Origin of the sequence: Aliiroseovarius sp. S1123 (genome assembly GCF_023015885.1) — a bacterium.
GTDB lineage: Bacteria > Pseudomonadota > Alphaproteobacteria > Rhodobacterales > Rhodobacteraceae > Aliiroseovarius.
Map to the genome: position 1 here is coordinate 301,174 of NZ_JALKBE010000002.1, position 26,346 is coordinate 327,519.

Consider the following 26,346-nt stretch of genomic DNA (forward strand, 5'->3'; position numbering starts at 1 on the left):
GCGGTTATCGCCCTGGGTTATATCCCACGCGCTTTTCCCCTTATTTCCGGGCCGCTCTCGTCCTTACATCGACCTAACTGATAAATGCAGACAGTTAGGAAAACCGACATGGAGAATGTCTCGCAAGGGATGGGCTGGGTACAAGCCAACGCTTTGAATGTGATTTACGTGGCTATCATTGCCATCGCGGCGTATTGGCTTGCCAGTCTGGTGAAGCGCTTTGTGATCAAACTTGGCCGAAGCCATGAAGCCTTGGACGAAACGCTGTTCCATTTCCTCGGCTCGATTGCCCGTTATGGGATTTTGGTTTTTGCCGGACTGATCGTTTTGGATCGGTTTGGCATCGAGACTACATCGCTGATCGCCATTCTGGGTGCGGCAGGTCTGGCGGTCGGTCTGGCCCTTCAGGGCACCCTGTCCAGCCTTGCTGCCGGGATCATGTTAATCCTGTTTCGCCCCTTTAAAGTTGGCGATTTCGTGGACGCGGCTGGGACATTCGGCAAGGTGGACACGATCACGCTGTTCACAACCGACATGATTACTTTCGACAACCAGCACATCATCATCCCCAACTCTGAGATCTGGGGAAGCAAGATCACCAACCACTCGCATCACGCCATTCGCGGTGTCGATATGATTGCATCCGTGGCCTATGGCAGCGACATCAAGAAGGTAAAAGCCTCGATCGCGAAGGTTCTAAAGGCCCATGAACATGTACTGTCCGAGCCCGCCCCCTTCGTCGAGGTTGAGACCCTGAATGCCTCGTCAGTCGATCTTCTGGTGCGTCCGTTCGCCGATGGTGCGCACTACTTCGATGTGAAATACAGCCTGCCCCAAGCAATTTACGAGCAGTTTCAGAAAGACGGGATCGAGATCCCCTTCCAGCAGATCGTCGTCCATAACGCCATCTAGCGCGTCCCCACAACTGGACGATGTGCGGCCACTCGCGGCCAGAAGGCCATCCTTCGGGATGGCCTTCGAATAATTCAACGGTGTAAAATCAGGTTACAGCGCGGCGTATTCGGACGCCTGCCGATCAGTCCAAGTTACGGTGATCTTCCAGCCGGTCTCGCCCGGCTCTTCGTCTTCCACGATGCCCTTTTCAAACAGCCATGCCCGCTTGCGCCCGTCCGAGAACGCAAGGTCCAGCGTGACGGTCTTGCGCGGCTCGTCCAAAGCGCGATCAATGGCTTCGATTAGATCGTCGAACCCTTCGCCGGTAATGGCGGACAGGGTGAGAATATCATCGTGGCGTGCGGCCTCGCGACGGCGGGCGTCTGCCTCTTCCTCATCCAGCAGATCCAGTTTGTTCCAGACCTCAAGCTGCGGCGTCTCTTCACTCACGCCCAGCTCGGCCATGATGGTGGCGACATCCTGCGCCTGCTCATCCGTACTTTCGTGGCTGATATCACGCACATGCAGGATCAGATCCGCAGCCAGAACCTCTTCCAACGTGGCGCGGAAGGCGGCAACCAGTTGCGTCGGCAGGTCCGAGATGAAGCCCACCGTGTCGGATAGGATCACCTTGCGGCCACCACCCTGCCCTGGCGTCTTGCCCAAGGCCGGCAATTCGATCTGGCGCATGGTCGGATCGAGCGTGGCAAACAGCATATCTTTCGCCAGCACCTTCGCCCCGGTCATCCGGTTGAACAGTGTTGACTTGCCGGCGTTGGTATAGCCCACCAGCGCAACAATTGGGAACGGAACCTTGGCGCGGGCCGCACGGTGCAGCTCGCGGGTTTTTACGACCTTTTCCAGCTGCTTGCGCAGACGGTTCATGTGGTCGTCAATGGCGCGGCGGTCAGCCTCGATCTGGGTTTCACCAGGACCACCCACAAAACCAAGGCCACCACGCTGACGTTCAAGGTGGGTCCACGCCCGGACAAGACGTGTGCGCTGATAGGACAACGCAGCCATTTCAACCTGCAACACGCCTTCGCGGGTACGCGCACGATCCGAGAAGATCTCGAGGATCAGGCCCGTCCGGTCCAGAATTTTGACGTTCCATTCCTTTTCAAGGTTGCGCTGTTGAACCGGGCTGACATGTCCGTCGATCAGCACCAGATCAACCTCGGCCACCTTCAGGCGCTGGCTGAGATCGTCAAGCTTGCCTTTGGAAAACAGTTTACCGGGATGGGGATCGCGCAGACGCACGATTTCGGCCCCCTCGACCTCGAGATGAGGTAGGGCCGCCGCCAAGGACACGGCTTCTTCCAACGCGGGACCAGCGGTCCGGCGGTTGAGGTCTGAGGTCAGTTCCGGGTGAAGGACCCAAGCACGGGTGGCCTTCTCCTCGCGTTCGATGAGGTCAGTCAGCTTTCTTCGCCGTCATAAAGATTGATCGGTTGGCCCGGCATAATGGTCGAAATCGCGTGCTTATAGACCAGCTGCGACTGGCCATCGCGACGCAGAAGGACGCAGAAGTTGTCGAACCAGGAAATCACGCCCTGAAGTTTCACGCCGTTGATCAGAAAGATCGTCACAGGAACTTTCGATTTACGCACATGATTCAGGAATGCGTCCTGCAGGTTTTGCTTATCGGCAGCCATTTTTATTGCCTTTTTTGTTTCGTGCTGCCGGAAAACGGCAGGAATTTCACCTGATTGTCACTATGGCTTGCTCTTTTGGTGGTTTCCACCCCCAAATTGTGTCGCCTTATTCAGGGTATGGCATCCAAACCACAGACATTATGCAGCGGTTAGCAAGATTGCCCGCTATCGGCGCCAGATCTCGGGGCTGAGCAAGGCAATGATCGCGAGTGTTTCAAGTCGCCCTAGGATCATCGCAAAGGTCAAAACCGCCTTAGCAGCATCGCTCAGGTCAACGATCGACAGCGGGTCACCAGCGGTAATCTGGATTATCGGGCCGGTTGTCGTCAGCGTTGCGATCGTCAGGATCGTGGCGCTTTCAAAATCCTGCCCCGTGAGTGCAAAAAGCGCCATGACCATCGCAACGGACAGCGCCATCAGCATGAAGAACACCCACGCCATGTAAGCACCACGCCCACGCAAATGTCGCGCCTCGGTTCCTGATCCGCCGACCGAGCTTGGATGGACCAATTTCTCCATCTCGCGCAGCCCATGCAGGTAAAGCGCGTAGACCCGCATCAGCTTGGCACCACCAGCCGTCGTGGCCACCCCGCCCCCGATCAACGCCAAACCCATCAACACAAGGCCCGGCGTTTCGAGCCCTGACCAGTTCGTGCTGGCTTCCCATGCCTGGCTTTCAAATCCGGCAGTGGTGAGAAAGGATAGAACCGTGAACAGAGACCCCCAAACCGCAGTCAGTCCGGCTGTCAGGGTCAATTCTTCATCCACCTCATAGGCCCCAATTAAGTGGCGCAGGACCAAAAATGCCGTCAACGAAGCTACGATCACAAAAGCCAGGCGAATTTCCGGATCGCGCCAAAGCGACGGGGTTTCACTATGCTGCATATCGCTTGCAAAGGTCTGGCGGGAAATCGCGAAGATCAGGAAGACGGCGATCATGACCTCTCCGCCGAAACCGGAGACCCCACCCGATAGCCCGCCAACCGGAGATATCCCGCTGGTCGCAAGCGTAGACATCGCGTGGCACAGCCCAACGAAGGGCGTTTCCCCCGCAATGACCAAGCCGACCCACAACGCCGCAGTCAATCCGGCATAAATCGGCAACAGGCGCACACCATAGGTCCTGATCCGATCAGAAAAATCCGCCACCCGCGTGATCTGGCTGTGCCCTGCCCCAAGTCGCGTATCCAAGGCCGAGCCGCGCGCGCCAAATCGGGTACGCACCTCGAACCCGCCAAGGGCCATCGGGGCCAAAATGGCGATGGCACTTACCCAGATGAAGAAGCCTCCCATCCAGCCAACCATAGCCCGCCACAGATGCAACGACAGTGGAAGCCGGTCGGGGTCCGGAAAAAGCGTCAATCCCGTGGTGGACAACGCCGAGACCATTTCGACATAGGCGTTCAGAAATGTGGTGGTGCGCAGGGCTTGATGAAACGGTACCGCAAGCATGATCGGCAACAGGACGAAAAGGCCCAAAAGCGCCATCAAGTGTCGGCGATGCCGGATGGATCTGGGACGATCAGCCATCGCAATGGCTAGGAAAAAAGTCAGAAACCCAAATAGAAGCGCCCCATACAGGAACACGCGCCCCTGATAGTATTCTTCGATAGTCCACGCAAACCCCGCAGGCAACAGCATCGCAAGCACACTGATCCCCATGAGGATCACAAGCAGAGGCAATTTGGTGATTTGGGTCAGCATGTATACGCCTTAGAAGAAGTCGATCGAGACCTGCAGCAGCCGCTCAACCTCGGGTACGTCATCTGCCATGCAGAACAACGTCACCACATCGCCTTCGTCGATACGGACCGAACCCGCAGGCTTGACCACAGTTTCGCCCTTCATCAAGGCCCCAACAAGGACGCCCTCGGGGAAATCCACGTCGCGGATCGCCTTGCCAGCAATGGGCGAAGTCGACAGCACCTGCGCCTCGATCACCTCAGCCTCGGCGTCGCCTAGTGAATAAACCTCGCGGACCTTACCATGCCGGATATGGCGCAGGATCGAGCTGACCGTCTGCGTGCGTGGGTTGATATAAGCGTCGATGTTCAAGGGCTTCATCAGGCCCACAAGTGACGGGTCATTGACCAGCGCAATCGACATCGCACAGCCTTCAGCTTTGGCCCGGACCGAGGACAATAGGTTCACCTTGTCATCGTCCGTAACGGCCAAAATAGCATCTGCACGCGGGACGCCCGCCTCTTTCAGCAACTCGCGGTTCATTCCGTCGCCATGCAGGACCACGGTACGTTCCAGCGTATCGGCAGCACGTTCCGCCACATCACGGTTCAGTTCGATCACCTTGGCGCGGATGCGGTCCGTGCGGGTCTCAAGCTCGCGCGCAACGGCGAGGCCCACATTGCCGCCCCCAAGGATCACCACCCGCTCCTGTCGTTTGGTCGACTTACCGAAGACCTCAAGCGTACGATTCACATCCTCTGTTTTTGTGAACACATAGATCTGGTCGCCTGCAAATAGCTGGTCGCCGGGTTCAGGTGCGAACAGCCCCTTGTCGCGACGCACGCCAACCACGATAGCGCTGAGGGTCGAGAACAGATCCGTCAACTGGCGCAGAGGCGTGTTCAGAACCGGGCAATCGACGCCCAGCTGAATGCCCAACAACTGAACCTTGCCGCCCATGAAGCTTTCAATATCGAAGGCGGACGGGGCCTGAATGCGTTTCAGAACGGCCTCGGCCACTTCGCGTTCGGGGCTAATGACCACATCGATGGGCAGGTGATCGCGGCGATAGAGGTCAGTGTAAATCGCATCCAAATAGCTTTGCGACCGGATACGCGCAATTTTGCGCGGGATCGAGAAGACCGAATGCGCCACCTGACAGGTGACCATATTCACCTCGTCCGAATAGGTTGCCGCAATGATCATGTCGGCGTCGCGCGCATTGGCACGGTCCAGAACATCCGGGTGCGAGGCGTGGCCCGCAATCCCTTGTACGTCCAGCGTATCGGTCGCCCGTGCGACCAGTTCTGGGTTGTTGTCCACAACGGTCACGTCGTTCTTTTCGCCTGAAAGGTGGCGGGCGATCTGCCACCCCACCTGCCCTGCACCGCAAATGATAACCTTCATCCGGCTCTCCCTGGAACGCGGGCCTGCAGCCTGTCAGGCACCGCTTCGACCGCATGTGACATGCGTAATCCTGACGAAGGGATGGCAGATGGGCGCGGCAGGGTCAATGGCTCCGCCTCGTGGGATCTTGCATCGCGCAGGTGCGTGACGGCCGCGTCACGCCTCAGCAGATTCCTCTTCTTCGCCTGCCACATAGGCCATACGGGCACCGGCTTTGGACCCCGTCACAACCCCAAGAGACTTCAGCTTGCGGTGCAGTGCCGAGCGCTCCATGCCGACGAAATTTGCCGTGCGCGAGATGTTGCCGCCGAAGCGGTTGATCTGGGTCAGCAAGTATTCCCGTTCAAAAGCCTCGCGCGCCTCGCGCAGCGGCATCATCGCAAGAGCTCCCGAGACGACAACCGCCTGATCAGAAATATCCACGGCGGCCGCTTCCTGCCCCGGAAGCTCGGACGCGGTGATCGGATCTGTGCCATCGCCCAAGATCAGCGCCCGCTCGACCACGTTCTTCAGCTGGCGTACATTGCCCGGCCATGGCATCGTTTGCAGCATGGCCTGCGCATCCTCGGCCAGCTCGCGCAGGGGCAGCCCCTGTTCGGCGTTGAACATCGAGATGAAATATGTGGCCAGTTCGGGAATATCTTCGCGCCGTTCATCCAAAGGAGGCACCGCAATCGGCACCACGTTCAGGCGGTGATACAGCTCTTCGCGGAAGTTTCCCGCAGCGATTTCGGCCTGAAGGTCACGACTGGTAGAGGACACCACACGCAGATCGACCGAGATCTTGTCGGCCCCGCCAACACGCTGGAACCGCTGATCCACCAGCACGCGCAGGATTTTTGATTGGGTCCCAATGGGCATGTCGGCCACTTCATCGAAATAGATGACACCGCCATTGGCCTCTTCCAGCAGTCCCGGCTCGACCCCACGGTCATCACTTTCGCGGCCAAACAAAACCTCTTCCATGCGGTCCGCCTCGATCGAGGCAGAGTTGACGACCACCAAAGGCGAAGACGCTCGGTCAGAATTCGCATGGATAAAGCGGGCTGCCAGTTCTTTTCCTACCCCGGAAGGACCGGTCAGCATCACCCGACCATTGGACTTCGTGACCTTTTCCAGATTAGATTTCAAAGCCTTGAAAGCCGAACTTTGTCCAATCATCTCGGACGGAAGGCTGTCGCGACGTTTAAGCTCGGTGTTCTCACGACGCAGGCGGCTGGTCTCCATCGCGCGTGTGATCACAACCATCAGCTGGTCGATATTGAAGGGCTTCTCGATGAAGTCATAGGCGCCCTGCTTGATCGCCGCGACCGCGATTTCGATGTTTCCGTGGCCCGAGATGATCACCACCGGAACCTCGGGATGTTCGCGCTTGACCATCTTCAGGATGTCGATCCCGTCCATGGCGCTGTCTTTCAGCCAGATGTCCAAGATCATCAAGGCGGGTAGCTCGGCCTTGACCTGCGCGACCGCCTCGTCCGAGGTGCCCGCCAAACGGGTCGTAAAGCCTTCATCTTCAAGGATATCTGAAATCAGTTCACGGATGTCCCGTTCGTCATCAACAATCAGAATATCGCTCATGTCGGTTCTCCTGTAGTTGCGGCTCTAGCACCGCGATCTGTACTGCCAAACGGCAGAAAGATGCGGGCCATGGCGCCAAAATGAGCGCCGCCTTTTTCTAGTTCGCTGTCAAAAACGGGTGCGTCTTCCAACGTCAGACGCCCGCCATGCTCTTCGATGATCTTCTTGACGATCGGCAGGCCCAGACCGGTACCTTTCTCGCGCGTTGTCACATAGGGTTCAAACAGGCGTGCCCGATCTTCCGGCAAGCCGATCCCATTGTCCGCCACGGTGATACACACCCCGCCATGTGCGTGTTCCATTGTCACCTGCACTTCGGGCTCATGCCCATTTGGGCGCCCCTTTTCATGCAAAGTTTCAATGGCTTCCCCGGCGTTCTTGATCAGATTTGTCAAAGCCTGACCAATCATGGTTTGATCGATTTCAATCAAGACTGGATGATCCATGATCTGTGACGTGAACCGCACGCCCTCTTGCCCGGTTTCCTGCAAAAGCACGATATCGCTAAGAAGCTTGGTCAAATCCGTCTCGCGCCGCTCCGGCTCGGGCATGCGCGCAAATTTCGAAAACTCGTCCACGATCCGGCGCAGGTCATTGGTCTGGCGCACGATCACGTCGGTGTACTGCTCCAACGCGTCGACATCCACGCCGTCGACCTTCGAGAACTTTCGCTTAATTCGTTCGGCGGACAGTTGGATCGGCGTCAGCGGGTTCTTGATTTCATGTGCGATCCTTCGGGCCACATCGCCCCAGGCTGCCATCCGCTGGGCCGAGACCAGATCCGTCACATCATCAAAAGCAATCACGTAGCCTTCAATCCCGCCATCGTCATTCCAACGCGTGGCAATCCGCACCAGCAGGTTTTCCTGCTTGCCGTTGCGGGTCAGGCGCATCTCTTGCTGCGCACTGGGCTGGCCTTGGGAAACCGCATCCAATAGCGGCTGAAATTCTGGCACAACCAAGGACAACTCGTGCTCCTGATCGTTTTCATCTTGAACATCCAACAAACGTTCAGCAGCGCGGTTCAGGAAGGTCACCTGTCCGTCTGCATTCAAGCCGATCACGCCCCCTGTGACCGAGCTTAGCACGCTGTCAAACAGGCGTCGGCGACGTTCGATCTGGTCAGTGTTTTCAAGCAATCGGTCGCGTTGCCCCTTCAACCGGCTGGTCATCTGGTTGAAGTAGCGGCTCAGCATCGAGATCTCGTCGTCGCCCTCTTCCTCGATGACGCGTACATCCAGATCCCCAGCCCCGACACGCTGTGCCGCGCTGGCCAGACGCCCGACCGGGCGAGACAATCGTTCAGCAAACCACATCCCCATCCAAATCGCAGCGAGAATCAGGATGGCGGCAAAGCCCAGATAAATCAGGCCGAACTGAAACAACCTCTGCCCACGTTGCGATTCTAGTTGGGTATAGACCCGCGCGGCCTCTTGAGTTTCGTCCACCAGATCAAGGATGTCGCCGTTCACATCGCGGGTCAGCAGGATATAGTGATCTGTGAAGTTTTTCAGACGTAGCAACACGCGAAATTCGTTGATGTCCCAATCCTCGATGACCACAGGGTCACCGGTCTCGGCTTGGGCAAACTGTGCGGGCGAGGGCTGTTCGTAGTCAAACAGATAGGACCGCGTGCCACGCACCCGGATCGCGCCGTCGCCAGACACCACATAGGCCTCGCGCAACCCGCGCTGAATACGCTCTTGCGCTTGCTTCAGAAACTGTCCGACCTCGGCGTCGGTCAACAAAAGCTGGGATTGCCGTTGCACTTCAAGAAACGCAGCAATGGCGCGGGCGTCTTGTATCAACCCATCACGACTTTCTTCCTTATAGGCCTCGGCGGCAGCGCGAGAATTGCCCACCACCGTGCGTACCCGATCCGAGAACCAGCCCTCTAGCCCCATATTCAACGTGAGCATGGCAAAGATTGCCACCAGAATGGTCGGGCTAAGCGCGATGACGGCGAAAACACCTGTCAGACGCATGTGCAAGCGCGATCCCGCGCTTTCTTTGCGCCGCGCGACGATCATGCGGCTGACACCGGCCAGAACAAACCCCGCGACCAGAATTATATAGATGATGTCAGCAAGAAGGATCAGGCGAAGCGCATTGCTGTCTGCGCCCTGTGCAAAGGGGCCAAGCGCCAAGAACGTGGTCACAGCCAAAATCGGCCCGAACACGATCATTCCAAATGCGCCGTAAGAACTGTACTTGCGCCAGCGGCGCATCGACAGGTAACGCTCGTAATTCGACTTCCGCACCGCGCGCTGCGCCACTGTGCTCGCCCTCATAAAATCTCTGTCCACAGCCTCTTGCAGACAGTTGCCGCCAATATGACCCGGATCTTGTGCCCGAATGTCACGCTATGTTGCTCTTTTACATCAACTTGCGGCGGCGTGTCACCTCGATTCCAAGTTCGGTGATCTTTTTACGCAAGGTATTGCGGTTGATGCCCAGCAGATCGGCACATCTGGCTTGGTTGCCGCCCGTGGCATCCAACGCGATTTCGATCAGCGGCAGCTCCATTTCCCGCAAAATACGTTGATACAAGCCAGTTGGCGGCAGCGCTCCGCCATGCAGATCGAAGTATCGCTGCAAGTGCTGCGTGATCGTGTCGGCCAGACGTCCATCGGCCATTTCCTGCCGAATGGCACCAGAGCCCGCAGGATCAGCAACGGTCTGCCCGCTCGTTGCGCCCAAAGCCATTTCAACTTCAGCCGCCGAGATATTGTCGTCCACACCAGTTACGGCCAGACGACTGATCAAGTTCTCAAGCTCGCGAACGTTGCCTGGCCAGGGGTATGACCGCAAAACAGCCGTCGACTCCTCCGGCAGATGACGTTTTGGCAGCCCGTCCTGCGCCGCGCGGTTCAGGAAGTGTTCGGCGAGCCCAACGATGTCCTCAATCCGGTCCCTAAGTGGGGGCACCGGGATCACGATCCCTGCCAACCTGTAATACAAGTCAGAACGGAACCGCCCATCGGCTGCAGCCCGCCCCAAATCCCCCTGCGAGATCGACAGAACGCGCGTGTTGTTGTCCATAACCGCATCCAAAACGCGCGCAAGACGCCCTTGGGCTGCATCGTCAAGATCTTGAATGCCGTCAAACAGAATGACTCCGTCTCGCGCCCTAGAAAGCAACGTATTTACGGCGTCCGGGTGACTTAGATCATCGGGTGAGGCAATGATAAACGGGGCATTTCCCCGATCCGAGAAATCATGAAGCGCCCGCGCGATCAGCGATTTTCCGACACCGCTTTCCCCGGTGATCAAAACCGGTAAATCAACATTTAGAACCCGTGCGACAAGGCGATAAAGCTCTTGCATGGCGGGGCTGTGCCCGACCAAAGGCAAATCATCCACGCCACGTCCAGCCTGCGGTTGCGGACTGGTGGGGGCAACTGGACGCACGCGCTTCCGCTCTAACGCCCGCGCGGTGCGCTTCATCAACTCTGGCAGATCAAACGGCTTGGGCAGATAGTCAAACGCATCTGCCTCGGCGGCCTGAATGGCGGTCATGATCGTGTTTTGCGCCGAAATCACAATTACCGGCAAATCCGGTCGCAGCTTCAGAATGCGCGGCAGCGCCTCGAGCCCATTGCCGTCGGGCATCACCACATCCGAGATCACGACATCTCCGCGCCCCTCTTCGGCCCATTTCATTAGGGTCTGGATCGAACCCGTCGCATGCACACGGCACCCCGCGCGGGTCAGCGCCTGTGTCAGAACCGTGCGGATCGTGCGATCGTCATCGGCCACCAGAACTGTTCCATCCATCTCAGGGCTCCTTACGGGTTGCTAGTTGCGGGTTGCGGGGGTTTTGCGACGGGAAGGCTGATCCGAAACGCAGTGCGCCCCGGCACGGAGTTGACCGAGATCAGCGCGCCGTGATCCGTGATGATCTTCGACACCAAGGCCAACCCCAGCCCGGTGCCGTTCTCACGGCCCGAAACAAAGGCGTCAAATACACTGTCGGCGATGTCCGGCGGAAGTCCTGGACCGTCGTCAATGACCTCGACTTGAATGGGAAGATGCGCCTGATCCCCGTTGGGCAGAGGCACCCGCAAGCCGCTATCATAGAACGTTTTCAGGGTAATATTTCCTACGTTACCAGTTGCTTCCGAGGCGTTCTTAATCAAATTCAGAAACACCTGTTGAATCTGATCTGCGTCCACATCGACGTCCGGCAACGAGGGATCATACAGCTTTGACACCTCCATACCTGCCGCGTAACCCAACTGCGCCGTTGCCCATGCACGGTCCAGCAGATCGTGGATGTTCGTCGGCTGACGTTCGGGGGGGCGCAGATCTCCGAACCGTTCCACCTGATCCAAGAGCGCCACGACACGCCGGGTCTCGGCAACGATCAGATCAGTCATTTCCTGATCCTCGGCCGGCAGTGACATGGACAAAAGCTGCGCCGCGCCCGAGATCCCCGCCAGCGGGTTCTTGATCTCATGCGCCAGCATCTCGGCCATGCCGATGGCCTGACGCGCGGCTGACTTGGTGCCTTGCACCTGCCCCAGCGCCTCGGATCCACCGCGCGGTTGCAGAATCACGATATAGCCTGCGGTCGCCCCCGGCCCTTCAGGCAGAGGCGCGATGTGCAGATTGACGTCGCGCGCCATGCCGTCCGACAGGCGCATATCCACGCCATCCACGTATAGCGCGTTGTTGCTTTCCCGCACGCGGGTCAGAAGTTCGTCAAAATCCAGTGAGAACCCGAGCGTGACATTGGGGTGCCTTCCGACCATTCGCCGCTCGGACAGGTTCAGAAAGCTCTCGGCCGCGCCATTGACGCGCAGCACAAGGCCTTTGCCGTCCAATTCCAGCCCCGGCACGGGCAAGACAGACCAGATGCGATCATCCCGGGTCATGCAGCTTTCCTCTCGGGGCTAAGGGCTTGGGGAATCAGGGCAATAACCTTCTTCGGATCGCGGGACGACAGGATTTGTCGCCGCAGATCGGGATTGGTGCCTGCGTCATCCATGTACCAGCCCAGATGCTTGCGAATGACGCGCGCACCCAGATCGGGGCCATAAAAATCCAGGCTGGCGCGATAGTGATCCGCGACCAGTTTTGCCAACACCTCTCCGCTGGGAATGTCAGGGGCCGGCGCGCCATAAAGGTCATGTGCTACCTGCGCCAACAGCCAAGGCCGCCCACCAGAGCCACGCCCGATCATCACCCCATCTGCGCTGCTTTGCGTAAGGGCTTCTCGGGCGGTGGCGCTGTCGACGATGTCGCCATTGGCAATGACAGGGATCGACACGGCGTCTTTCACCGGGCGGATCGCGGCCCAATTGGCCGTGCCCTTGTAAAACTGACAGCGGGTGCGCCCGTGGATGGTGATCAGCTGAATACCCGCCCCTTCGGCTAGACGCGCCAGTTCGGGTGCATTCAGGCTGGTGTCATCCCAGCCCAGCCGGGTTTTCAACGTGACGGGGATGCTGACCGCGCCCACGATCGCCTCGATCAGGCGAAGCGCGTGGTCCAGATCACGCATCAGGGCGGATCCGGACATGCCGCCGACCACCTTGCGCGCCGGGCAGCCCATATTGATATCAATCAGCCGCGCGCCGTTCTGTTCGACCATCCGCGCTGCCTCGCCCGCCCAATAGACGTCTCGCGCCGCCAGTTGGACCGAGGTCTTATCAAGCCCGAATCCCAGCTCGGCCCGTTCACGGACGCCCGGCTTGGCTTGCACCATCTCTTGGCTGGCCACCATTTCAGACACAACAAGCCCCGCCCCGAAGGACGCGACGATGTTGCGAAACGGCAAATCCGTGATCCCGGCCATCGGGGCCAGAATCACGGGCGTTTCCAATTGAAGAGGTCCGACGCAAAGAGACATGCTTATTCCTTGTGCACTGCGTATAGTTAGGGCTGACCGCCCGAAATATATCAACAATCCGCGGAGTATTCGAGCATCGGATTTATATTCTGCACATTTTTTAGGCAGCTTTCGGGGCGCAGACTGCAGAGTTGTCCTTCCTCTAAGCACAGCCTAAACAACTTGTATGACGACAGCAGCCATCATTGTGGCCGCCGGGCGCGGGACGCGCGCAGGTGGCGAAGTGCCGAAGCAATGGCGCCAGATTGCCGGAAACAGCGTTGCGGCCCATACGGTGCAGGCGTTTCGGGCGCATCCCGAAGTATCGCAGATCATTCTGGTGATTCACCCGGATGACCACGGCTTTGCCGATCCGATCGAGGGCGTTACCTTGGTGCACGGTGGCGCGACGCGGGACGCGAGCGTTTTTGCGGGCTTGCAGGCGCTCAGCGGGGATGCCCCGGACTGCGTTCTGATCCACGATGTCGCACGGCCGTTGGTCTCGGATCAGGTGATCCACGACGTGATCGCCGCGCTCGACCGCACGCCGGGCGCCGCCCCTGCCCTACAAGTCACAGATGCCTTATGGCGCGGGACGGATGGCAAGGTGACGGGCACGCAGGATCGTACCGGGCTGTTTCGTGCGCAGACCCCTCAGGGCTTCCGCTTCGCCGACATTCTGGCCGCACACGCAACGCATTCGGGTGGCGCTGCCGATGATGTCGAGGTCGCCCGCGCCGCTGGGCTGGACATCACCATTGTTGACGGTGACGAGAAGAACCTGAAAATCACCACACCCGGCGATTTCGCCCGGGCCGAGCGGCTGCTGATGCAGCGCCAAGAGAAGAACAAGGAGAGCCGAATGGATATTCGGGTGGGCAGTGGCTACGACGTACATGCGTTTACAGATGGGGATCACGTGATCCTCTGTGGCGTTAAAATCCCGCATGACCGCAAGCTGAAGGGCCACTCGGATGCCGATGTGGGCATGCATGCGCTGACCGATGCCATTTACGGTGCATTGGCAGATGGCGATATTGGCCAGCATTTCCCGCCCTCGGACCCGCAGTGGAAGGGCGCGGCCAGCGACATCTTCTTGCGCCATGCGGTCGCTCTGGCGGGCGAGCGCGGCTATCGGATCTCGAATGTCGATGTGACGCTGATTTGCGAGCAGCCTAAAATCGGACCGCACGCGCAGGTGATGCGCGCGGCTTTGTCTGACATTATGGGATTGGCCGTGGACCGGATCAGCGTGAAAGCCACCACCAGCGAACGTCTTGGCTTCACCGGACGGTCGGAAGGCATCGCCTCGATGGCCACCGCAACCCTGATTGGAGCCTGACATGACCCCCGCGACCGCCAAGCTGATCGCCACATTCTTTTACTCGGGCCTTCTGCGCCCGGCCCCCGGCACATGGGGCAGTCTGGCCGCCCTGCCCGCCGCGTGGCTTCTGCACCAGATCGGCGGACCTGTGGCCCTTACCGGCGCCACCATTCTGGCCTACCTGATCGGTGTGAAAGCGACCGAGGCCTATACGGCTGGCAAATCCGATCACGATCCGTCTGAGGTGGTGATTGACGAAGTTGTCGGCATGTGGATCGCGCTCTTTCCAGTATCCTTCGGGGCGCGGATGATGGGCGCGGACATTCTGGCGCTCTATCCCGGCTGGATCGTCGCTTTCTTGGCCTTCCGTCTGTTTGACATCACCAAATGGGGCCCGATTGGCAAAACCGACCGGCGCGGAGACGCCACGGGCGTCATGATGGACGACGTCTGGGCGGGTGTCGCAGCCGCGATCGTCGTCATCATCTCGGCCTACGCTGCACATGGGCTGATGGCATGAGCGACGCCGCCGCCCTTTTGGACCTCTGCCGCGCGCATGGCATGAAGCTGGCCTCGGCAGAAAGTTGTACCGGCGGCATGGTGGGCGCATGGCTGACCGAGGTGCCCGGCAGCTCGGACGTGTTCGAGCGCGGCTTTATCACCTATTCCAACGTCGCGAAGCAGGACATGCTGGGCGTTACCTTGGAAAGCTTGAGCGCATACGGTGCGGTGTCCGAACAGGTTGCCGCTGAAATGGCGTCCGGCGCGCTTGCCCGGTCACAGGCCGACATTGCCGTCTCGATCACCGGGATCGCGGGTCCCGGCGGGTCCGAGCACAAGCCCGAAGGCCGCGTCTGTTTCGGGCTGGCCTATGGCGACATCGTCCATGTCGAAACACAGGAATTCGGTGCGATCGGGCGGGACAAGGTGCGCGAGGCTGCTGCAAAACGCGCAATCACGCTGCTTACACAAGGGGCAAACGCAAGATCGGCACGCGCCTGATCCGTTCGCATTACGCGCAATCTGCGTGCAATGCCCTAAGCATCACGCCTATTTATTAAGCAGACTTCGTTTTCCGCCTCAGCGTTACCTAATAGGTGCGCGTTCCGGGTGCTTTGCGCCGGAAATTCCATCACACCCCACTTTAACGGTTTCAAAACCCAAGGAGGGGAATATGAACGGCGCAGATACCGCCTGGATCATCGTAGCAACAGCACTGGTGCTGTTCATGTCATTGCCAGGACTGGCGCTTTTCTACGGCGGGCTTGTGCGCGCGCGCAACGTGCTGAGCGTCTTCATGCATGTCTACGCCATCGCCTGTTTGATGAGCATCCTGTGGCTGGCCTTTGGCTATACCATCGCATTTGGCGACGCCTCGCATGGCTGGTTCGGATCGCTGGACAAGGCGTTCCTGTCGGGCGTCACCGCAGACAGCCTGTCGGGCACCCTGCCCGAGGTTCTGTTCTTTGCTTTCCAAATGACCTTCGCCATCATCACGCCCGCGCTAATCGTCGGCGCTTATGTGGAACGTGTGGGCTTCGGTTTCGTCCTGACGTTCTCTTCGCTGTGGATGCTTCTTTGCTATGCGCCCGTGGTGCATTGGATCTGGGGCGGCGGCGCGCTGGCTGATGGCGGCATCTTTGGCGAAATTGGCACCCGCGACTTTGCTGGCGGTATCGTGGTGCACGAAACTGCGGGCATCGCAGCCCTGATGATCGCTGTGGCCCTTGGCCCGCGCAAACATCGCACCACACCTCCGCACGCACCGTGGATGGTCTTCGTGGGCGCTGCCATGCTGTGGGTAGGCTGGTTCGGCTTCAACGGCGGCTCGCAACTGGCCGCTGATGGTGGCGCGGCGATGGCGATCACCGTGACCCATATCTCGGCCGCCACGGCTTCGCTAAGCTGGGCGCTTTATGAAAAGATCAAATACGGCAAAGCGAGCCTTGTGGGCATCGTCACCGGCACCATCGCGGGTCTGGCCTCGATCACGCCTGCATCCGGCTTTGTTGGCCCCATCGCGGCCCTGATCATCGGCGCAGTGGCTGGCGTGCTGTGCCAAGAGGCGGTGAACTTCATCCGCAACAAGCTGCAAATCGACGACACGCTGGACGTTTTCGCAGTCCACGGCGTTGGCGGCATCTTCGGCACGATCATGATCGCCGTCTTCGGACAAGGCAGCTTTGTTGCCCAGTTCGGCGCGCTGATCATCGTTGGCGTCTTCACCTTCGTCGTCACCTATGTGCTGATCAAATTGACCGCCGCCATCACGCCGCTGCGCGTTGATCTGGAAAGCGAAGTCAACGGGCTCGACCTGTCGGCCCACGGTGAACGCGCCTACGACATCACCTCGTAACACCGTACACTCACGGTACAAGAGAAGGCGAAGGCGCAAGCTTTCGCCTTTTCCTTTTGCGCCTTGCGCATACCGCTCACTTGAAAGCCCCGCCGCAAGTGCCCATAAGATTGTGCAGAACAATGGAGTTATCGATGGACGTGGGTTTAGACACCGGATTTTGGATCAGCTGCGCGGCGATTGCGACGCTTTTGGTGCTGTCTGCCTTCTTCTCGGGCTCGGAGACGGCGCTGACAGCTGCGTCACGCGGAAAGCTGCGCTCGCGTGCTGACAAGGGCGACCGGGGTGCGGATCGCGCGCTGAATATCACCGAGGACAATGAACGTCTGATCGGCTCGGTTCTTTTGGGCAATAACCTTGTGAACATTTTGGCGACCTCACTGGCCACTGCGCTATTCACGCGCCTCTTCGGCGACAGCGGTGTGGCTCTCGCCACCCTTGTCATGACCCTGCTGGTCCTGATCTTTGCCGAGGTGCTGCCCAAGACCTATGCGATCACGCGGCCTGAAATGGCGGCCTCGCGCGCGTCGGGCCCGATTGCTTTGATCATCCTTGTCTTTGCGCCCATCGTATCCGCTGTGCGCATGATCACCCGGGGCGTCCTGCGCCTGTTTGGCGTCGAAACGGACCCGGACAGTCACATCCTTGCTGTGCGCGAGGAGATTATGGGCGCGATTGCTTTGGGCCACTCGGAGGGCATGGTCGAGAAAGAAGACCGCGACCGTTTGTTGGGCGCACTGGATCTGGGTGACCGTGCGGTCGAAGAAATCATGCTTCACCGCAGTCAGATCGAGATGATCGACGCCGACGCCCCCGCCGTCGAGGTGCTGGAGCAAATTCTGGAATCGCGCCACACACGTCTGCCGATCTATCGCGACGAGCCAGAGAACATCATCGGCGTCATCCACGCCAAAGACCTGTCCCGTGCGATGTATGCCTTTCAACGCGAGGGCAAACTGATCGAGGAGTTCGACGTGCTTCAAGTGGCGATGGAGCCTTACTTCATCCCCGAGACCACCACGCTTGATGACCAGATGCGTGAGTTTCTGAAGCGCCACACGCATTTTGCGCTGGTGGTGGATGAATATGGGTCGCTTGAAGGTCTGATCACGCTGGAAGACATTCTGGAAGAGATCGTGGGTGAAATCACCGACGAGTTCGACATCCAGACCGCGCACGAGATTAAGTCGCAAAGCGATGGCAGCTTCATGGTCGAGGGCAGCGTGACCATCCGCGATCTGAACCGCGCGAAGGACTGGCAACTTCCGGATGAGGAGGCCAACACCATCGCTGGTCTTGTGATTCACGAAGCGCAAATGATCCCCAACGAAGGTCAGGTGTTCAGCTTCCACGGCTTCCGGTTTGAAGTGGTGAAGCGAGACGGCAACCGGATTGAAATGCTGCGGATCCGGCCACTGTAAGAACAAGGGGGCTTTGCCCCCTCGCGCGGACCGCGCTCACCCCCAAGGTATTTGAGGCAAGAGGAAGGGAAACAAGTGCAGATCCTGCAACGGCGGGCGCTTTTTAGCGCCCTTTGAAAAGCGATCCCAGAATGCCGCGCACGATGCGTTTGCCCGTGGTGCCTTTCAGTTCCTTGATCACCACATCCGTCACAGCTTTCCCAAACCCGCCCGAGGACGACTTGCGGCGCGAGGTCGATCGCCCGACCTTGCTGCCTGAATAGCGCCGTCCGGCCCGATATTCCCGCTCTGCCGCGCTTGCAGTCTCTTCTTCAAGGCGCTCAGCCTCTTCTGCTTCTTTCGCCGCCTCTGCGGCGCGTTTGGTCAGCACCTCATACGCGCTTTCGCGGTCTTGAAGCGTCTCGTATTTCCCAGCAATCGGCGATGCGTCAATCAAGGTTTTTCGCTCGGACGGTTCAATTGGACCAAGCTGCGAGGATGGCGGGCGGATCAACGTACGCTCGACCACGCCCGGCGCACCTTTGGATTCCAGGAAAGACGTCACCGCCTCGCCCACACCAACCTCGCGGATGGCGTCTTCGGTCGAGAAACGCGGGTTGTCGCGATAGGTTTCGGCGGCTTGCTTCAGGGCGCGGCGATCCTTGGCCGTGAAGGCGCGTAGGGCGTGCTGGATGCGGTTGCCCAGCTGACCCAGGATGTCCTCGGGGACGTCTGCCGGGTTCTGCGTGACGAAGTAGACGCCGACGCCCTTTGAGCGGATCAGACGTGCGACCTGTTCCACCTTATCGACCAGCGCTTTGGGAGCGTCGTCGAACAACAAATGTGCTTCGTCAAAGAAGAAGACCAGCTTCGGTTTGTCGGGGTCGCCCACTTCGGGCAGTTCTTCAAACAATTCGGAAAGCAGCCACAACAGGAACGTCGCATAAAGACGTGGCGCGCCCATCAGCTTGTCGGAGGCAAGAATCGAGATCCGCCCGCGCCCATCCGTGTCGGTCCGCATGATGTCCGACAGCTCTAACGCGGGTTCACCGAAAAGTTTATGGCCACCTTGATTTTCGAGCACCAGAAGCGAACGTTGAATGGCCCCGATAGACGACGTCGAAACGTTGCCATACCGCAGTGACAGATCTTTGGCGTTCTCGCCAACCCACACCAAAAGCGCCTGAAGGTCTTTGAGATCCAAAAGCCCAAGTCCCTGTTCATCCGCTACGCGGAAGGCAATGTTCAGGACTCCTTCCTGAGCGTCGGTCAGCTCGAGCAGGCGGGATAGCAGAAGCGGCCCCATCTCGGACACAGTGGTGCGGATTGGGTGACCCTGGTCGCCGTAGAGATCCCAGAACGTGACCGGGAATGCGCCATAGGAATAGTCATCAAAGCCGATTTTCTCGGCGCGCGAGGTAAAAGCGTCGTGCAGCTTGAAACCAGCATCGCCTGCCTTGGCCAAGCCGGACAGGTCGCCTTTTACATCCGACAGAAACACCGGCACGCCCTGGGCGGCAAATCTTTCGGCCATGATTTGCAGCGTGACGGTCTTGCCCGTCCCGGTCGCCCCCGCAACCAGCCCGTGTCGGTTTGCGTATTTCAGCAACAGCCCTTGTTTCTCGCCGTAGTTATCGCCACCGCCACCAATAAAAATCGTACCGTCCACGTGCTGTCTCCCGGCTATGAAATCAAACTTCTCTGCGACAATACTAAATTAACCAACACAGGCCATACTGTAATCATTCCCATCGGCCATTTGGGTCTGGGAAGACTTCCTCCCTGTCAGACTGCCGCGCCCTCGGGCGCGGTTTTTTTATCATGTTCAATGCCTTGCGCGAAATTTAATGAAGATCAAATTGGTGACGTAAAAAGTTCCGATTATGTCGATTGCACGTCACTTTCTAGCTTGACCGCCAAATGCAAGTGACATAGCGTCGCCCCCATAAGCCGGTCAGTCCGGCAGGGAGAGAAATTCGAAGGGGATCCGCGGAAGTGGGTCCCTTTCTTTATGGTTATGAACTTGGCGCTTTTCTGCTGGTTTGGTGACGCCCTTGCAGCCCGCATCGGCGGTCTATCGCCACCAAGGGCATTCCACCCGGTTTTCCCGCCGTTCCAATGTATTTCCACCTGACACCCCTATGGCGCCATGCTATTCCATCCCCAACAAAATTGATTTCGAAACAAGGACCGATCATGAATATCGAGCTGATCAAATCCCTCTCGCTGTTGGCAGCCCTATCGCTGGGTACCGCTGCCATGGCACAGGAAAATTCGGAAGCACCCACCGAAGAGGCTCCGGCAGCCCAACCGGTTGTGGATCTGGGCGAACCCGTCGATACCACCCGCCAGCCCGGTCAAACTTATGTCGAGAAGGTCACCGGCGACTGGGAACGCAAGTGCATTGCGCTTCCGGAAGGCCAAGGCGACGATCCATGCCAGATGTATCAGCTTCTGAAGGATAGCACCGGAAACGCCGTCGCCGAGATTTCGCTGGGCAAACTGCCCCAGGGTGCTCAGGCCGTGGCCGGGGCAACGGTCGTTGTTCCGCTGGAAACGCTGCTGACCCAACAGTTGACGATCTCGGTTGATGGTACACAAGGCCGACGCTATCCGTTCCGCTTCTGCACCCAGCTGGGCTGCGTGGCCAATATTGGCTTTACCGCAGACGAGATCGCGGGATTCAAAGCAGGTGCGAACGCGATGATATCGATCGTTCCGGCTGCCGCGCCAGATCAGCGTGTGAACCTGACGATGTCGCTGACAGGCTTTACAGCCTCTTTTGACGAACTGGCAGCACCGGTTCCGCGCCCAGCACCGGCAGCGCAGTAAGTACGTTAGAAATGAACGCAAAACGCCGCCCTAGTTGGGCGGCGTTCTTGTTTGGATGACACTTGTAGCGCCCTCAGTGCGCCCGCAAGGCCAGCACCGCATTCAGCCCGCCAAACGCGAAGGCGTTTGACAGAACCGCGCCGACTTTCACGTCGCGCGCCACATTTGGCACCACGTCTAGCGCGCATTCCGGATCGGGCTCTTCATAACCAATTGTCGGTGCAATCACGCCCTCGCGCAGCGCCATGATACAGGCCAAAAGCTCGACCGCGCCGGTACCGCCGATCAGGTGCCCATGCATGGACTTGGTCGACGAAATCATCAATTCGTCTGCGTGATGCCCAAACGCATCCGCAACCGCGGCACATTCTGTTTTGTCATTGGCCGCCGTACCGGTGCCATGGGCGTTGATATAGCACACGTCCTCGGGATTCAGGCGTGCATCCCGCATAGCACCGGCAATCGCCCGTGACGCGCCCTGTTTCGATGGCATCACAATATCCGCCGCGTCCGAGGTCATGGCAAAGCCGACCACCTCGGCCAAGATCTCGGCCCCGCGCGCCTTTGCGTGCTCGTATTCCTCGAACACAAACACCGCCGAGCCTTCCCCCTGTACCATCCCGTTGCGATTGGCCGAGAATGGGCGGCAGGCGTCTTTCGACATGACCCGCAGGCCTTCCCACGCCTTGATCCCGCCAAAGCACAGCATGGCCTCGGAGCCGCCGGTGACCATGACATCCGCCATGCCCGTCCGGATCATCTGCATCGCCTGCCCCATCGCATGATTCGAGCTGGCACAGGCCGTCGCCACGGTGAAACTTGGCCCCTTCAGGTTCCATTCCATCGACACGTGGCTGGCGGCTGCATTGTTCATCAGCTTGGGTACAACAAAGGGATGCACTCGGTTCTTACCGTCCTCGTAGACCGAGCGATAGTTCTCATCCAGCGTGTTCATCCCGCCGCCGGACGTCCCCAGAACCACACCGGACCGCGCCGCAAGCTCGCCCGAGAAGGTCAGGCCGGACTGGCTAATCGCCTGACGTGCGGCGATCAGAGTGAACTGGGTGAACCTGTCATAAAGCGCGATCTGCTGACGGTTGAACGTCTCTTCCGGCTCATAGCCTTTGACCTGCGCGCCGATACGGATCGACAGGCGTTCGACGTCCTGAAACTCGAGATCCGAGATCCCGCACCGTCCCTCGCGCATCGCTTCGAGCGTTTCGGGGACGTTTCGGCCAAGCGCGTTGATCGTGCCCTGGCCGGTGATGACAATTCTCTTCATGAGGATTATGCGGCTTGATCCGCAACCAGTCCTTCGACCGCACGAATGATGGCGGCAACCGACGAGATATCAAAGTCGCTTGCCGACGGGTCGTTGGCGTTGAATGGCACCGATATGTCAAAGGCTTCTTCGATGGCAAAGATGCTTTCAACAAGGCCAAGGCTATCGATGCCCAGATCTTCCAAGGTTTGATCGAGACTGACATCGCCCGGCTCGAGAACGGCCTGCTCGGCGATGATGGCGATGACGCGGTCCTGAATGCTTTCAGACATGTGGTTCCCTTTCGCGTTGGCGAATTTCTAGCCCTTGTCCACCAGTTTTGTAACCGTTTTTTGAAGGTCACGTAGCGTCTCGGCCAGACGTGGTAGACGGCGCAACTCGCGCCGGATGGCCATTTCCGTTTCGATCTTCACGGCAGGGCTGCCCAGAACGGCACGTCCGGCAGGTACGTTGGTATAAATGTTGGTGCCACCACCTGCGATTACGTCATCCCCGATGAAGATGTTGTCGCTGACACCAACCTTGCCGCCTAGAACGACGCGGTTGCCGATCTTTGCTGATCCCGACACGCCCACATTGCCGCACATCATCACGTCTTCGCCCACTTCGGCATTGTGACCGACCTGTACCTGACAGTCGATCTTGGTGCCGCGCCCAATCCGTGTGGCGCGGATTGTGCCCCGGTCAATGGTCGAGCTTGCCCCCAGTTCCACGTCGTCCCCGATCTCGACACCGCCCAGAGAATGGACCCGTGCCCAGTGCGCGCTGCCTTCCACAGATCCGGCCGTTTCACCTTCGGCCATACCGCCGCGCAGGCTTTCAACCGCGCTTTCCTTGTCTAACGTGACGAACGAAAACCCGTCTCCGCCCACAACCGAGTTTGACTGCCCGATAAAGCGGTTCCCGATGACGCAAAGATGCGCAATGCGCGCGCCCGGATGCAGGACCAGATCGTCTCCGATCACGGTACCATAGCCAATCGAAGCATGCGCCCCGACCTGCGCATTCGCCCCAATTTTCACATCCGCCCCGATCACAGCCAGCGGTCCAATATGGGCGCCTTCGCCGATCTGGGCGCTGGCATCGACAACCGCGCTGGGGTGGATGCCCGGCGCTATCCCTAGACCCGGATCCAATGCGCGGGTCAGAACGGGCATCGCCGTCTTGCCGCGCGACATGCAAATTGCGCCGTCCAGTCCAAGTGCCCGCCAGTCAGCCCCATCCCACAGCAAAGCTGCGCGGGCCTGTCCCTTAGCAATGCCATCGGCATATTTCGGGTCCATCGCCAGCGCCAGTTGATCCGCGCGGGCATCCTGAGGCTCGGCTGCGCCTGACAGGGCGATGCTGCCATCGCCGTGGAATTCGGCCCCCAATGCGGTGGCAATCTCGGACAGGGTGAAAGTCATTCAACGCTCCTTTAATGGTGCCGGGCTTCTGCGCCCGAACACCGCACTAAAGGATTTAACCATCCACGGCCGGAAGTGCTACCCCGGCATTTTGCAAAGCGGCCCAAACTTTTGCGTCACGCCCATAAATGTCGCGACGGTAGTTGACCCGTCCTTTCGCAGGCGCCACGGCGGTGCGATAGATGATATGTACCGGCACGTGCTGCTCCAGATCAATCTGGGTCTCACGGCGCGTGTCCAGCGCCTTGTGGAAGGTCGCCTTGGGATTGCTGCTTTGCTTGGCCAAAAGCGCATAGGCGAAATCAAACGGATCGCTCAGACGGATGCACCCGTGGCTGAAGGCGCGTACCTCGCGGGCAAACAGGCTTTTGGATGGCGTGTCGTGCAGATAGATGTTGTGTTTGTTCGGGAACATGAACTTCACAAGCCCCAGCGCATTGCGTGACGACGGCGCCTGCTTGATCGCAAACGGGAAGCTACGCGCGGTAAATTGGGTGAAATCCATCCCCTCGCGCTTGACCACACGGCCCCGGCTGTCAATCAGCTTCAGATGGCTGACCGCATTGGGGTTCTTCTTCAGCATCGGCAGATATTCTTTTGTTGCAATCGAACGTGGCACATTCCAGGTGGGATTGATCACCAAATGCTCCATCTCGTCCGAGAACTCGGGGCTGCGCTGATCCGAGACGTTCTTGCCAATGACCGAACGGGTCTGGAAGGTCACGCTTCCCCCATCCACGATTTTGGCGGTGAAATCCGTCAGGTTTACCCATACGTGACGCGCGCCACGGTCGAAATTGGTCCAGCGCTCGCGCTCCATTGCGACCAGGACCGAGGCAAGGCGTTTCTCGGGCGCGACATTGATCTCGGCGATGGTGCCGGCCCCCGCTACGCCATCATCGGTCAGGCCATGATCGGCCTGAAACTGCTGCACGGCTTTCTGGATTGACGCATCATAGGTGCGGCTGGCCGAGCGGCTCAGATACCCCATACGCACCAGACGGTTACGCAGCGCAATGACGGCGTCACCCGACTGACCGGGCTGAAGCTTTTTCGACGAGACGGTCTTGCCCCAACCGCCGTGTTGGATCGTGTCCTCCAGACGCAGCTTTTCACGCATCAGCCGGCCATATTCGGCATTTCTAGGTGGCAGGGATTTCAGGAACCCGGCAGGTGACGCGGCCGCGAAGGTGGTCAAAATATCCGTGCCATCCTTGCGATCGACCTTGCGCACAATGCCCTCGTCGATCCTGGACGGTGTCAGAATGCCAGTGTTCACACCCTGTGCGTAGTCGACCAAAAGCGTAGACAGCTCGACTTCGAGCGCCCCAAGTTGGCGCACCGACGAGACATTCGCCATGCGGGACTTCAGATCCTCCAGATCGACGGCCGGAAGCCCGTGATCAGCAGCCTTTGACAGTGCAGCAAGAAGTGCTTTCCGACGGGCCAGATCGTCGGGTGACGTACCGGTCCAGATCGGTTGATAAGCATTGGCTCGATAAAATGCTGCGACCTCGCCTTCGCGCGCAGCGGCCTCGGCCACCGACTGGGCAAACGCGGAAACAGAGCTCTGCGCCATCGCGGGAGCAAGAGAAGAAATACTCAGAACAGCAGCACCTAAAGCTGCAAACGCAACGGTCATAAAGGGTGCACGCGCGGGCAATGTTTTCGTCATGTCATGTCCGAAATAAATGAGATCGTACTGATGTTCAGTATTCCAACATCTGGTTAAGGCTGTCTATTCACAATCCCGAAAACCAAGGCAGGTTTTGCGAAAAGCACTTAAACTGTTTCCGGAATACCTTACCTTATCCGGTACGAGTGCTACCCCAACGCCACGGTTAACCCCTGTTTCACGTTTTTCAGCAAATTCCTGCCGATTTTTCTTGAACCCGTTAAGGGACTGAAAACTCTACTTGGCGCACGATTCGAGTTGTGTCATAAAAAGGCACGTCTGGGGATTAGGCAAACATACCGCCCCGATTTGACCGCAGAGTCAGGCGGGTATGGTAACAGGCAAGCGACGGGACACGCTACGACAATGACCTACGGGACTTCGAACGGCTTGAAATCGAGCATCACTCGGCGCGGGCTACTAGGGGCTTTTGCAGCAACAGCTGTGACGTCGGCTCCTATGTACGCTAATGCAGCCGGCTTTTTGCGCGGAGGTGGCGATGTACGCCGTCTGGCCATGTATTCGGGCCGCACCGGCGAAACCATCAACATGATCTATTGGGTTGAAGGCAAGTACATCAACGACGCCTTGAAAGAGATCAACCATTTCATGCGTGACTGGCGCACGGATACGTCGATCAAGATCGACACCCGCACCATCGACATCATGGCAGCTGCCCACGGCCTAATGGATGTGCGTGAACCATACACGATGCTGTCGGGCTATCGCTCGCCCAAAACCAACGCGATGCTGCGCTCGCGCTCGCGTGGGGTGGCCAAGAACTCGCTACACATGAAGGGTCAGGCAGCCGATCTGCGTCTGAAGACACGCTCGGTGAACCAGATTTTCAAAGCTGCGGTGGCCTGCAACAGCGGTGGCGTTGGCAAATACTCGGGCTCGAACTTCGTGCACATGGATTGCGGCGTGGTCCGCACCTGGGGCCGCTGATCCCAAAACTGGCAAGAACGAAGCAAAGGCGCCTGCGGGCGCTTTTTTGTTGTGGCGCGATAGGTTGTTT

22 protein-coding genes are annotated in these 26,346 nt (G+C 58.8%); 8 read left to right on the forward strand and 14 right to left on the reverse strand.

The window, feature by feature from the left end; genetic code table 11:
* The first annotated feature begins 108 nt into the window (after positions 1-108).
* Positions 109-912 (forward strand): mechanosensitive ion channel domain-containing protein, encoded by an 804-nt coding sequence (locus tag MWU53_RS04945; protein ID WP_247091053.1) that lies wholly within the window; start codon positions 109-111, stop codon positions 910-912.
* A gap of 93 nt (positions 913-1,005) precedes the next feature.
* On the opposite strand, the gene hflX is transcribed toward MWU53_RS04945, so the two are convergent.
* The 9 genes from hflX to dusB form a co-directional block, all read right to left on the reverse strand.
* The gene (hflX, locus tag MWU53_RS04950; RefSeq protein WP_247091762.1) at positions 1,006-2,304 is read right to left on the reverse strand and encodes a GTPase HflX; all 1,299 of its coding nucleotides are present in this window, start codon (positions 2,302-2,304) and stop codon (positions 1,006-1,008) included.
* An 8-nt stretch (positions 2,305-2,312) separates the two neighbouring features.
* The gene (hfq, locus tag MWU53_RS04955; RefSeq protein ID WP_133488330.1) at positions 2,313-2,549 is read right to left on the reverse strand and encodes an RNA chaperone Hfq; all 237 of its coding nucleotides are present in this window, start codon (positions 2,547-2,549) and stop codon (positions 2,313-2,315) included.
* Between the two features lie 165 nt (positions 2,550-2,714).
* Entirely contained in the window at positions 2,715-4,253 is a 1,539-nt protein-coding gene (locus MWU53_RS04960) for a potassium transporter TrkG (RefSeq protein ID WP_247091055.1), read from the reverse strand.
* 9 nt (positions 4,254-4,262) lie between these two features.
* Positions 4,263-5,639: a Trk system potassium transporter TrkA gene (gene trkA / locus MWU53_RS04965; protein ID WP_247091057.1), complete on the reverse strand. Its 1,377-nt coding sequence runs from the start codon at positions 5,637-5,639 to the stop codon at positions 4,263-4,265.
* Between the two features lie 156 nt (positions 5,640-5,795).
* Positions 5,796-7,220 (reverse strand): sigma-54 dependent transcriptional regulator, encoded by a 1,425-nt coding sequence (locus MWU53_RS04970; RefSeq protein ID WP_247091060.1) that lies wholly within the window; start codon positions 7,218-7,220, stop codon positions 5,796-5,798.
* On the reverse strand, positions 7,217-9,448 hold the full coding sequence (locus tag MWU53_RS04975) for a PAS domain-containing sensor histidine kinase (protein WP_247091764.1): 2,232 nt from the start codon (positions 9,446-9,448) through the stop codon (positions 7,217-7,219). The genes MWU53_RS04970 and MWU53_RS04975 overlap by 4 nt, the downstream gene beginning before the upstream one ends.
* Before the next feature lie 148 nt (positions 9,449-9,596).
* Complete coding sequence (locus MWU53_RS04980; protein ID WP_247091062.1) at positions 9,597-10,997, reverse strand: sigma-54 dependent transcriptional regulator; 1,401 nt, start codon at positions 10,995-10,997, stop codon at positions 9,597-9,599.
* A gap of 11 nt (positions 10,998-11,008) precedes the next feature.
* Positions 11,009-12,097, reverse strand: a complete 1,089-nt coding sequence (locus tag MWU53_RS04985) for an ATP-binding protein (RefSeq protein ID WP_247091064.1) — start codon at positions 12,095-12,097, stop codon at positions 11,009-11,011.
* Complete coding sequence (dusB, locus tag MWU53_RS04990; RefSeq protein ID WP_247091066.1) at positions 12,094-13,074, reverse strand: tRNA dihydrouridine synthase DusB; 981 nt, start codon at positions 13,072-13,074, stop codon at positions 12,094-12,096. Before dusB ends, MWU53_RS04985 begins: the two co-directional genes overlap by 4 nt.
* Before the next feature lie 166 nt (positions 13,075-13,240).
* Here dusB and MWU53_RS04995 point away from each other — a divergent pair, with 166 nt between their 5' ends.
* The 5 genes from MWU53_RS04995 (at position 13,241) to MWU53_RS05015 (ending at position 18,154) form a co-directional block, all read left to right on the forward strand.
* On the forward strand, positions 13,241-14,395 hold the full coding sequence (locus MWU53_RS04995) for a bifunctional 2-C-methyl-D-erythritol 4-phosphate cytidylyltransferase/2-C-methyl-D-erythritol 2,4-cyclodiphosphate synthase (protein ID WP_247091068.1): 1,155 nt from the start codon (positions 13,241-13,243) through the stop codon (positions 14,393-14,395).
* A gap of 1 nt (position 14,396) precedes the next feature.
* On the forward strand, positions 14,397-14,897 hold the full coding sequence (locus tag MWU53_RS05000; protein WP_247091070.1) for a phosphatidylglycerophosphatase A: 501 nt from the start codon (positions 14,397-14,399) through the stop codon (positions 14,895-14,897).
* Positions 14,894-15,379 carry a CinA family protein gene (locus MWU53_RS05005; protein WP_247091072.1) on the forward strand — a complete coding sequence of 162 codons (486 nt, stop codon included), beginning with the start codon at positions 14,894-14,896 and terminating at the stop codon, positions 15,377-15,379. The genes MWU53_RS05000 and MWU53_RS05005 overlap by 4 nt, the downstream gene beginning before the upstream one ends.
* Before the next feature lie 172 nt (positions 15,380-15,551).
* Complete coding sequence (locus tag MWU53_RS05010) at positions 15,552-16,733, forward strand: ammonium transporter (RefSeq protein ID WP_247091074.1); 1,182 nt, start codon at positions 15,552-15,554, stop codon at positions 16,731-16,733.
* A 134-nt stretch (positions 16,734-16,867) separates the two neighbouring features.
* Positions 16,868-18,154, forward strand: coding sequence for an HlyC/CorC family transporter (locus tag MWU53_RS05015; protein WP_247091076.1), 1,287 nt, complete (start codon positions 16,868-16,870; stop codon positions 18,152-18,154).
* Positions 18,155-18,257: 103 nt separating this feature from the next.
* Here the strand turns inward: MWU53_RS05015 and MWU53_RS05020 are convergent, their stop codons facing one another.
* On the reverse strand, positions 18,258-19,802 hold the full coding sequence (locus MWU53_RS05020; protein WP_247091078.1) for a helicase HerA-like domain-containing protein: 1,545 nt from the start codon (positions 19,800-19,802) through the stop codon (positions 18,258-18,260).
* Positions 19,803-20,329: 527 nt separating this feature from the next.
* Between MWU53_RS05020 and MWU53_RS05025 the strand changes: the two genes are divergently transcribed.
* Positions 20,330-20,965, forward strand: a complete 636-nt coding sequence (locus MWU53_RS05025; RefSeq protein ID WP_247091080.1) for an invasion associated locus B family protein — start codon at positions 20,330-20,332, stop codon at positions 20,963-20,965.
* Between the two features lie 73 nt (positions 20,966-21,038).
* On the opposite strand, the gene MWU53_RS05030 is transcribed toward MWU53_RS05025, so the two are convergent.
* Genes MWU53_RS05030 through MWU53_RS05045 form a run of 4 tightly spaced genes read right to left on the reverse strand, consistent with a single transcriptional unit; the run spans position 21,039 to position 25,328 of the window.
* Positions 21,039-22,247 carry a beta-ketoacyl-[acyl-carrier-protein] synthase family protein gene (locus MWU53_RS05030; RefSeq protein WP_247091082.1) on the reverse strand — a complete coding sequence of 403 codons (1,209 nt, stop codon included), beginning with the start codon at positions 22,245-22,247 and terminating at the stop codon, positions 21,039-21,041.
* A gap of 5 nt (positions 22,248-22,252) precedes the next feature.
* Positions 22,253-22,519, reverse strand: coding sequence for an acyl carrier protein (locus MWU53_RS05035; RefSeq protein WP_247091084.1), 267 nt, complete (start codon positions 22,517-22,519; stop codon positions 22,253-22,255).
* A 27-nt stretch (positions 22,520-22,546) separates the two neighbouring features.
* Complete coding sequence (locus tag MWU53_RS05040) at positions 22,547-23,653, reverse strand: UDP-3-O-(3-hydroxymyristoyl)glucosamine N-acyltransferase (protein ID WP_247091086.1); 1,107 nt, start codon at positions 23,651-23,653, stop codon at positions 22,547-22,549.
* Between the two features lie 55 nt (positions 23,654-23,708).
* Entirely contained in the window at positions 23,709-25,328 is a 1,620-nt protein-coding gene (locus tag MWU53_RS05045; protein WP_247091088.1) for a L,D-transpeptidase family protein, read from the reverse strand.
* Between the two features lie 366 nt (positions 25,329-25,694).
* Between MWU53_RS05045 and MWU53_RS05050 the strand changes: the two genes are divergently transcribed.
* The gene (locus tag MWU53_RS05050; RefSeq protein WP_247091090.1) at positions 25,695-26,276 is read left to right on the forward strand and encodes a DUF882 domain-containing protein; all 582 of its coding nucleotides are present in this window, start codon (positions 25,695-25,697) and stop codon (positions 26,274-26,276) included.
* The last annotated feature ends 70 nt before the right edge of the window (positions 26,277-26,346 follow it).

Excerpts from the sequence above, each read along its gene's own strand:
- MWU53_RS04945 (WP_247091053.1), top strand. The coding sequence starts at position 109 with ATGGAGAATGTCTCGCAAGGGATGGGCTGGGTACAAGCCAACGCTTTG.
- hfq (WP_133488330.1), bottom strand. The coding sequence starts at position 2,549 with ATGGCTGCCGATAAGCAAAACCTGCAGGACGCATTCCTGAATCATGTG.
- MWU53_RS04960 (WP_247091055.1), bottom strand. The coding sequence starts at position 4,253 with ATGCTGACCCAAATCACCAAATTGCCTCTGCTTGTGATCCTCATGGGG.
- trkA (WP_247091057.1), bottom strand. The coding sequence starts at position 5,639 with ATGAAGGTTATCATTTGCGGTGCAGGGCAGGTGGGGTGGCAGATCGCC.
- MWU53_RS04970 (WP_247091060.1), bottom strand. The coding sequence starts at position 7,220 with ATGAGCGATATTCTGATTGTTGATGACGAACGGGACATCCGTGAACTG.
- MWU53_RS04975 (WP_247091764.1), bottom strand. The coding sequence starts at position 9,448 with ATGCGCCGCTGGCGCAAGTACAGTTCTTACGGCGCATTTGGAATGATC.
- MWU53_RS04980 (WP_247091062.1), bottom strand. The coding sequence starts at position 10,997 with ATGGATGGAACAGTTCTGGTGGCCGATGACGATCGCACGATCCGCACG.
- MWU53_RS04985 (WP_247091064.1), bottom strand. The coding sequence starts at position 12,097 with ATGACCCGGGATGATCGCATCTGGTCTGTCTTGCCCGTGCCGGGGCTG.
- dusB (WP_247091066.1), bottom strand. The coding sequence starts at position 13,074 with ATGTCTCTTTGCGTCGGACCTCTTCAATTGGAAACGCCCGTGATTCTG.
- MWU53_RS04995 (WP_247091068.1), top strand. The coding sequence starts at position 13,241 with ATGACGACAGCAGCCATCATTGTGGCCGCCGGGCGCGGGACGCGCGCA.
- MWU53_RS05000 (WP_247091070.1), top strand. The coding sequence starts at position 14,397 with ATGACCCCCGCGACCGCCAAGCTGATCGCCACATTCTTTTACTCGGGC.
- MWU53_RS05005 (WP_247091072.1), top strand. The coding sequence starts at position 14,894 with ATGAGCGACGCCGCCGCCCTTTTGGACCTCTGCCGCGCGCATGGCATG.
- MWU53_RS05010 (WP_247091074.1), top strand. The coding sequence starts at position 15,552 with ATGAACGGCGCAGATACCGCCTGGATCATCGTAGCAACAGCACTGGTG.
- MWU53_RS05015 (WP_247091076.1), top strand. The coding sequence starts at position 16,868 with ATGGACGTGGGTTTAGACACCGGATTTTGGATCAGCTGCGCGGCGATT.
- MWU53_RS05025 (WP_247091080.1), top strand. The coding sequence starts at position 20,330 with ATGAATATCGAGCTGATCAAATCCCTCTCGCTGTTGGCAGCCCTATCG.
- MWU53_RS05030 (WP_247091082.1), bottom strand. The coding sequence starts at position 22,247 with ATGAAGAGAATTGTCATCACCGGCCAGGGCACGATCAACGCGCTTGGC.
- MWU53_RS05035 (WP_247091084.1), bottom strand. The coding sequence starts at position 22,519 with ATGTCTGAAAGCATTCAGGACCGCGTCATCGCCATCATCGCCGAGCAG.
- MWU53_RS05040 (WP_247091086.1), bottom strand. The coding sequence starts at position 23,653 with ATGACTTTCACCCTGTCCGAGATTGCCACCGCATTGGGGGCCGAATTC.
- MWU53_RS05045 (WP_247091088.1), bottom strand. The coding sequence starts at position 25,328 with ATGACGAAAACATTGCCCGCGCGTGCACCCTTTATGACCGTTGCGTTT.
- MWU53_RS05050 (WP_247091090.1), top strand. The coding sequence starts at position 25,695 with ATGACCTACGGGACTTCGAACGGCTTGAAATCGAGCATCACTCGGCGC.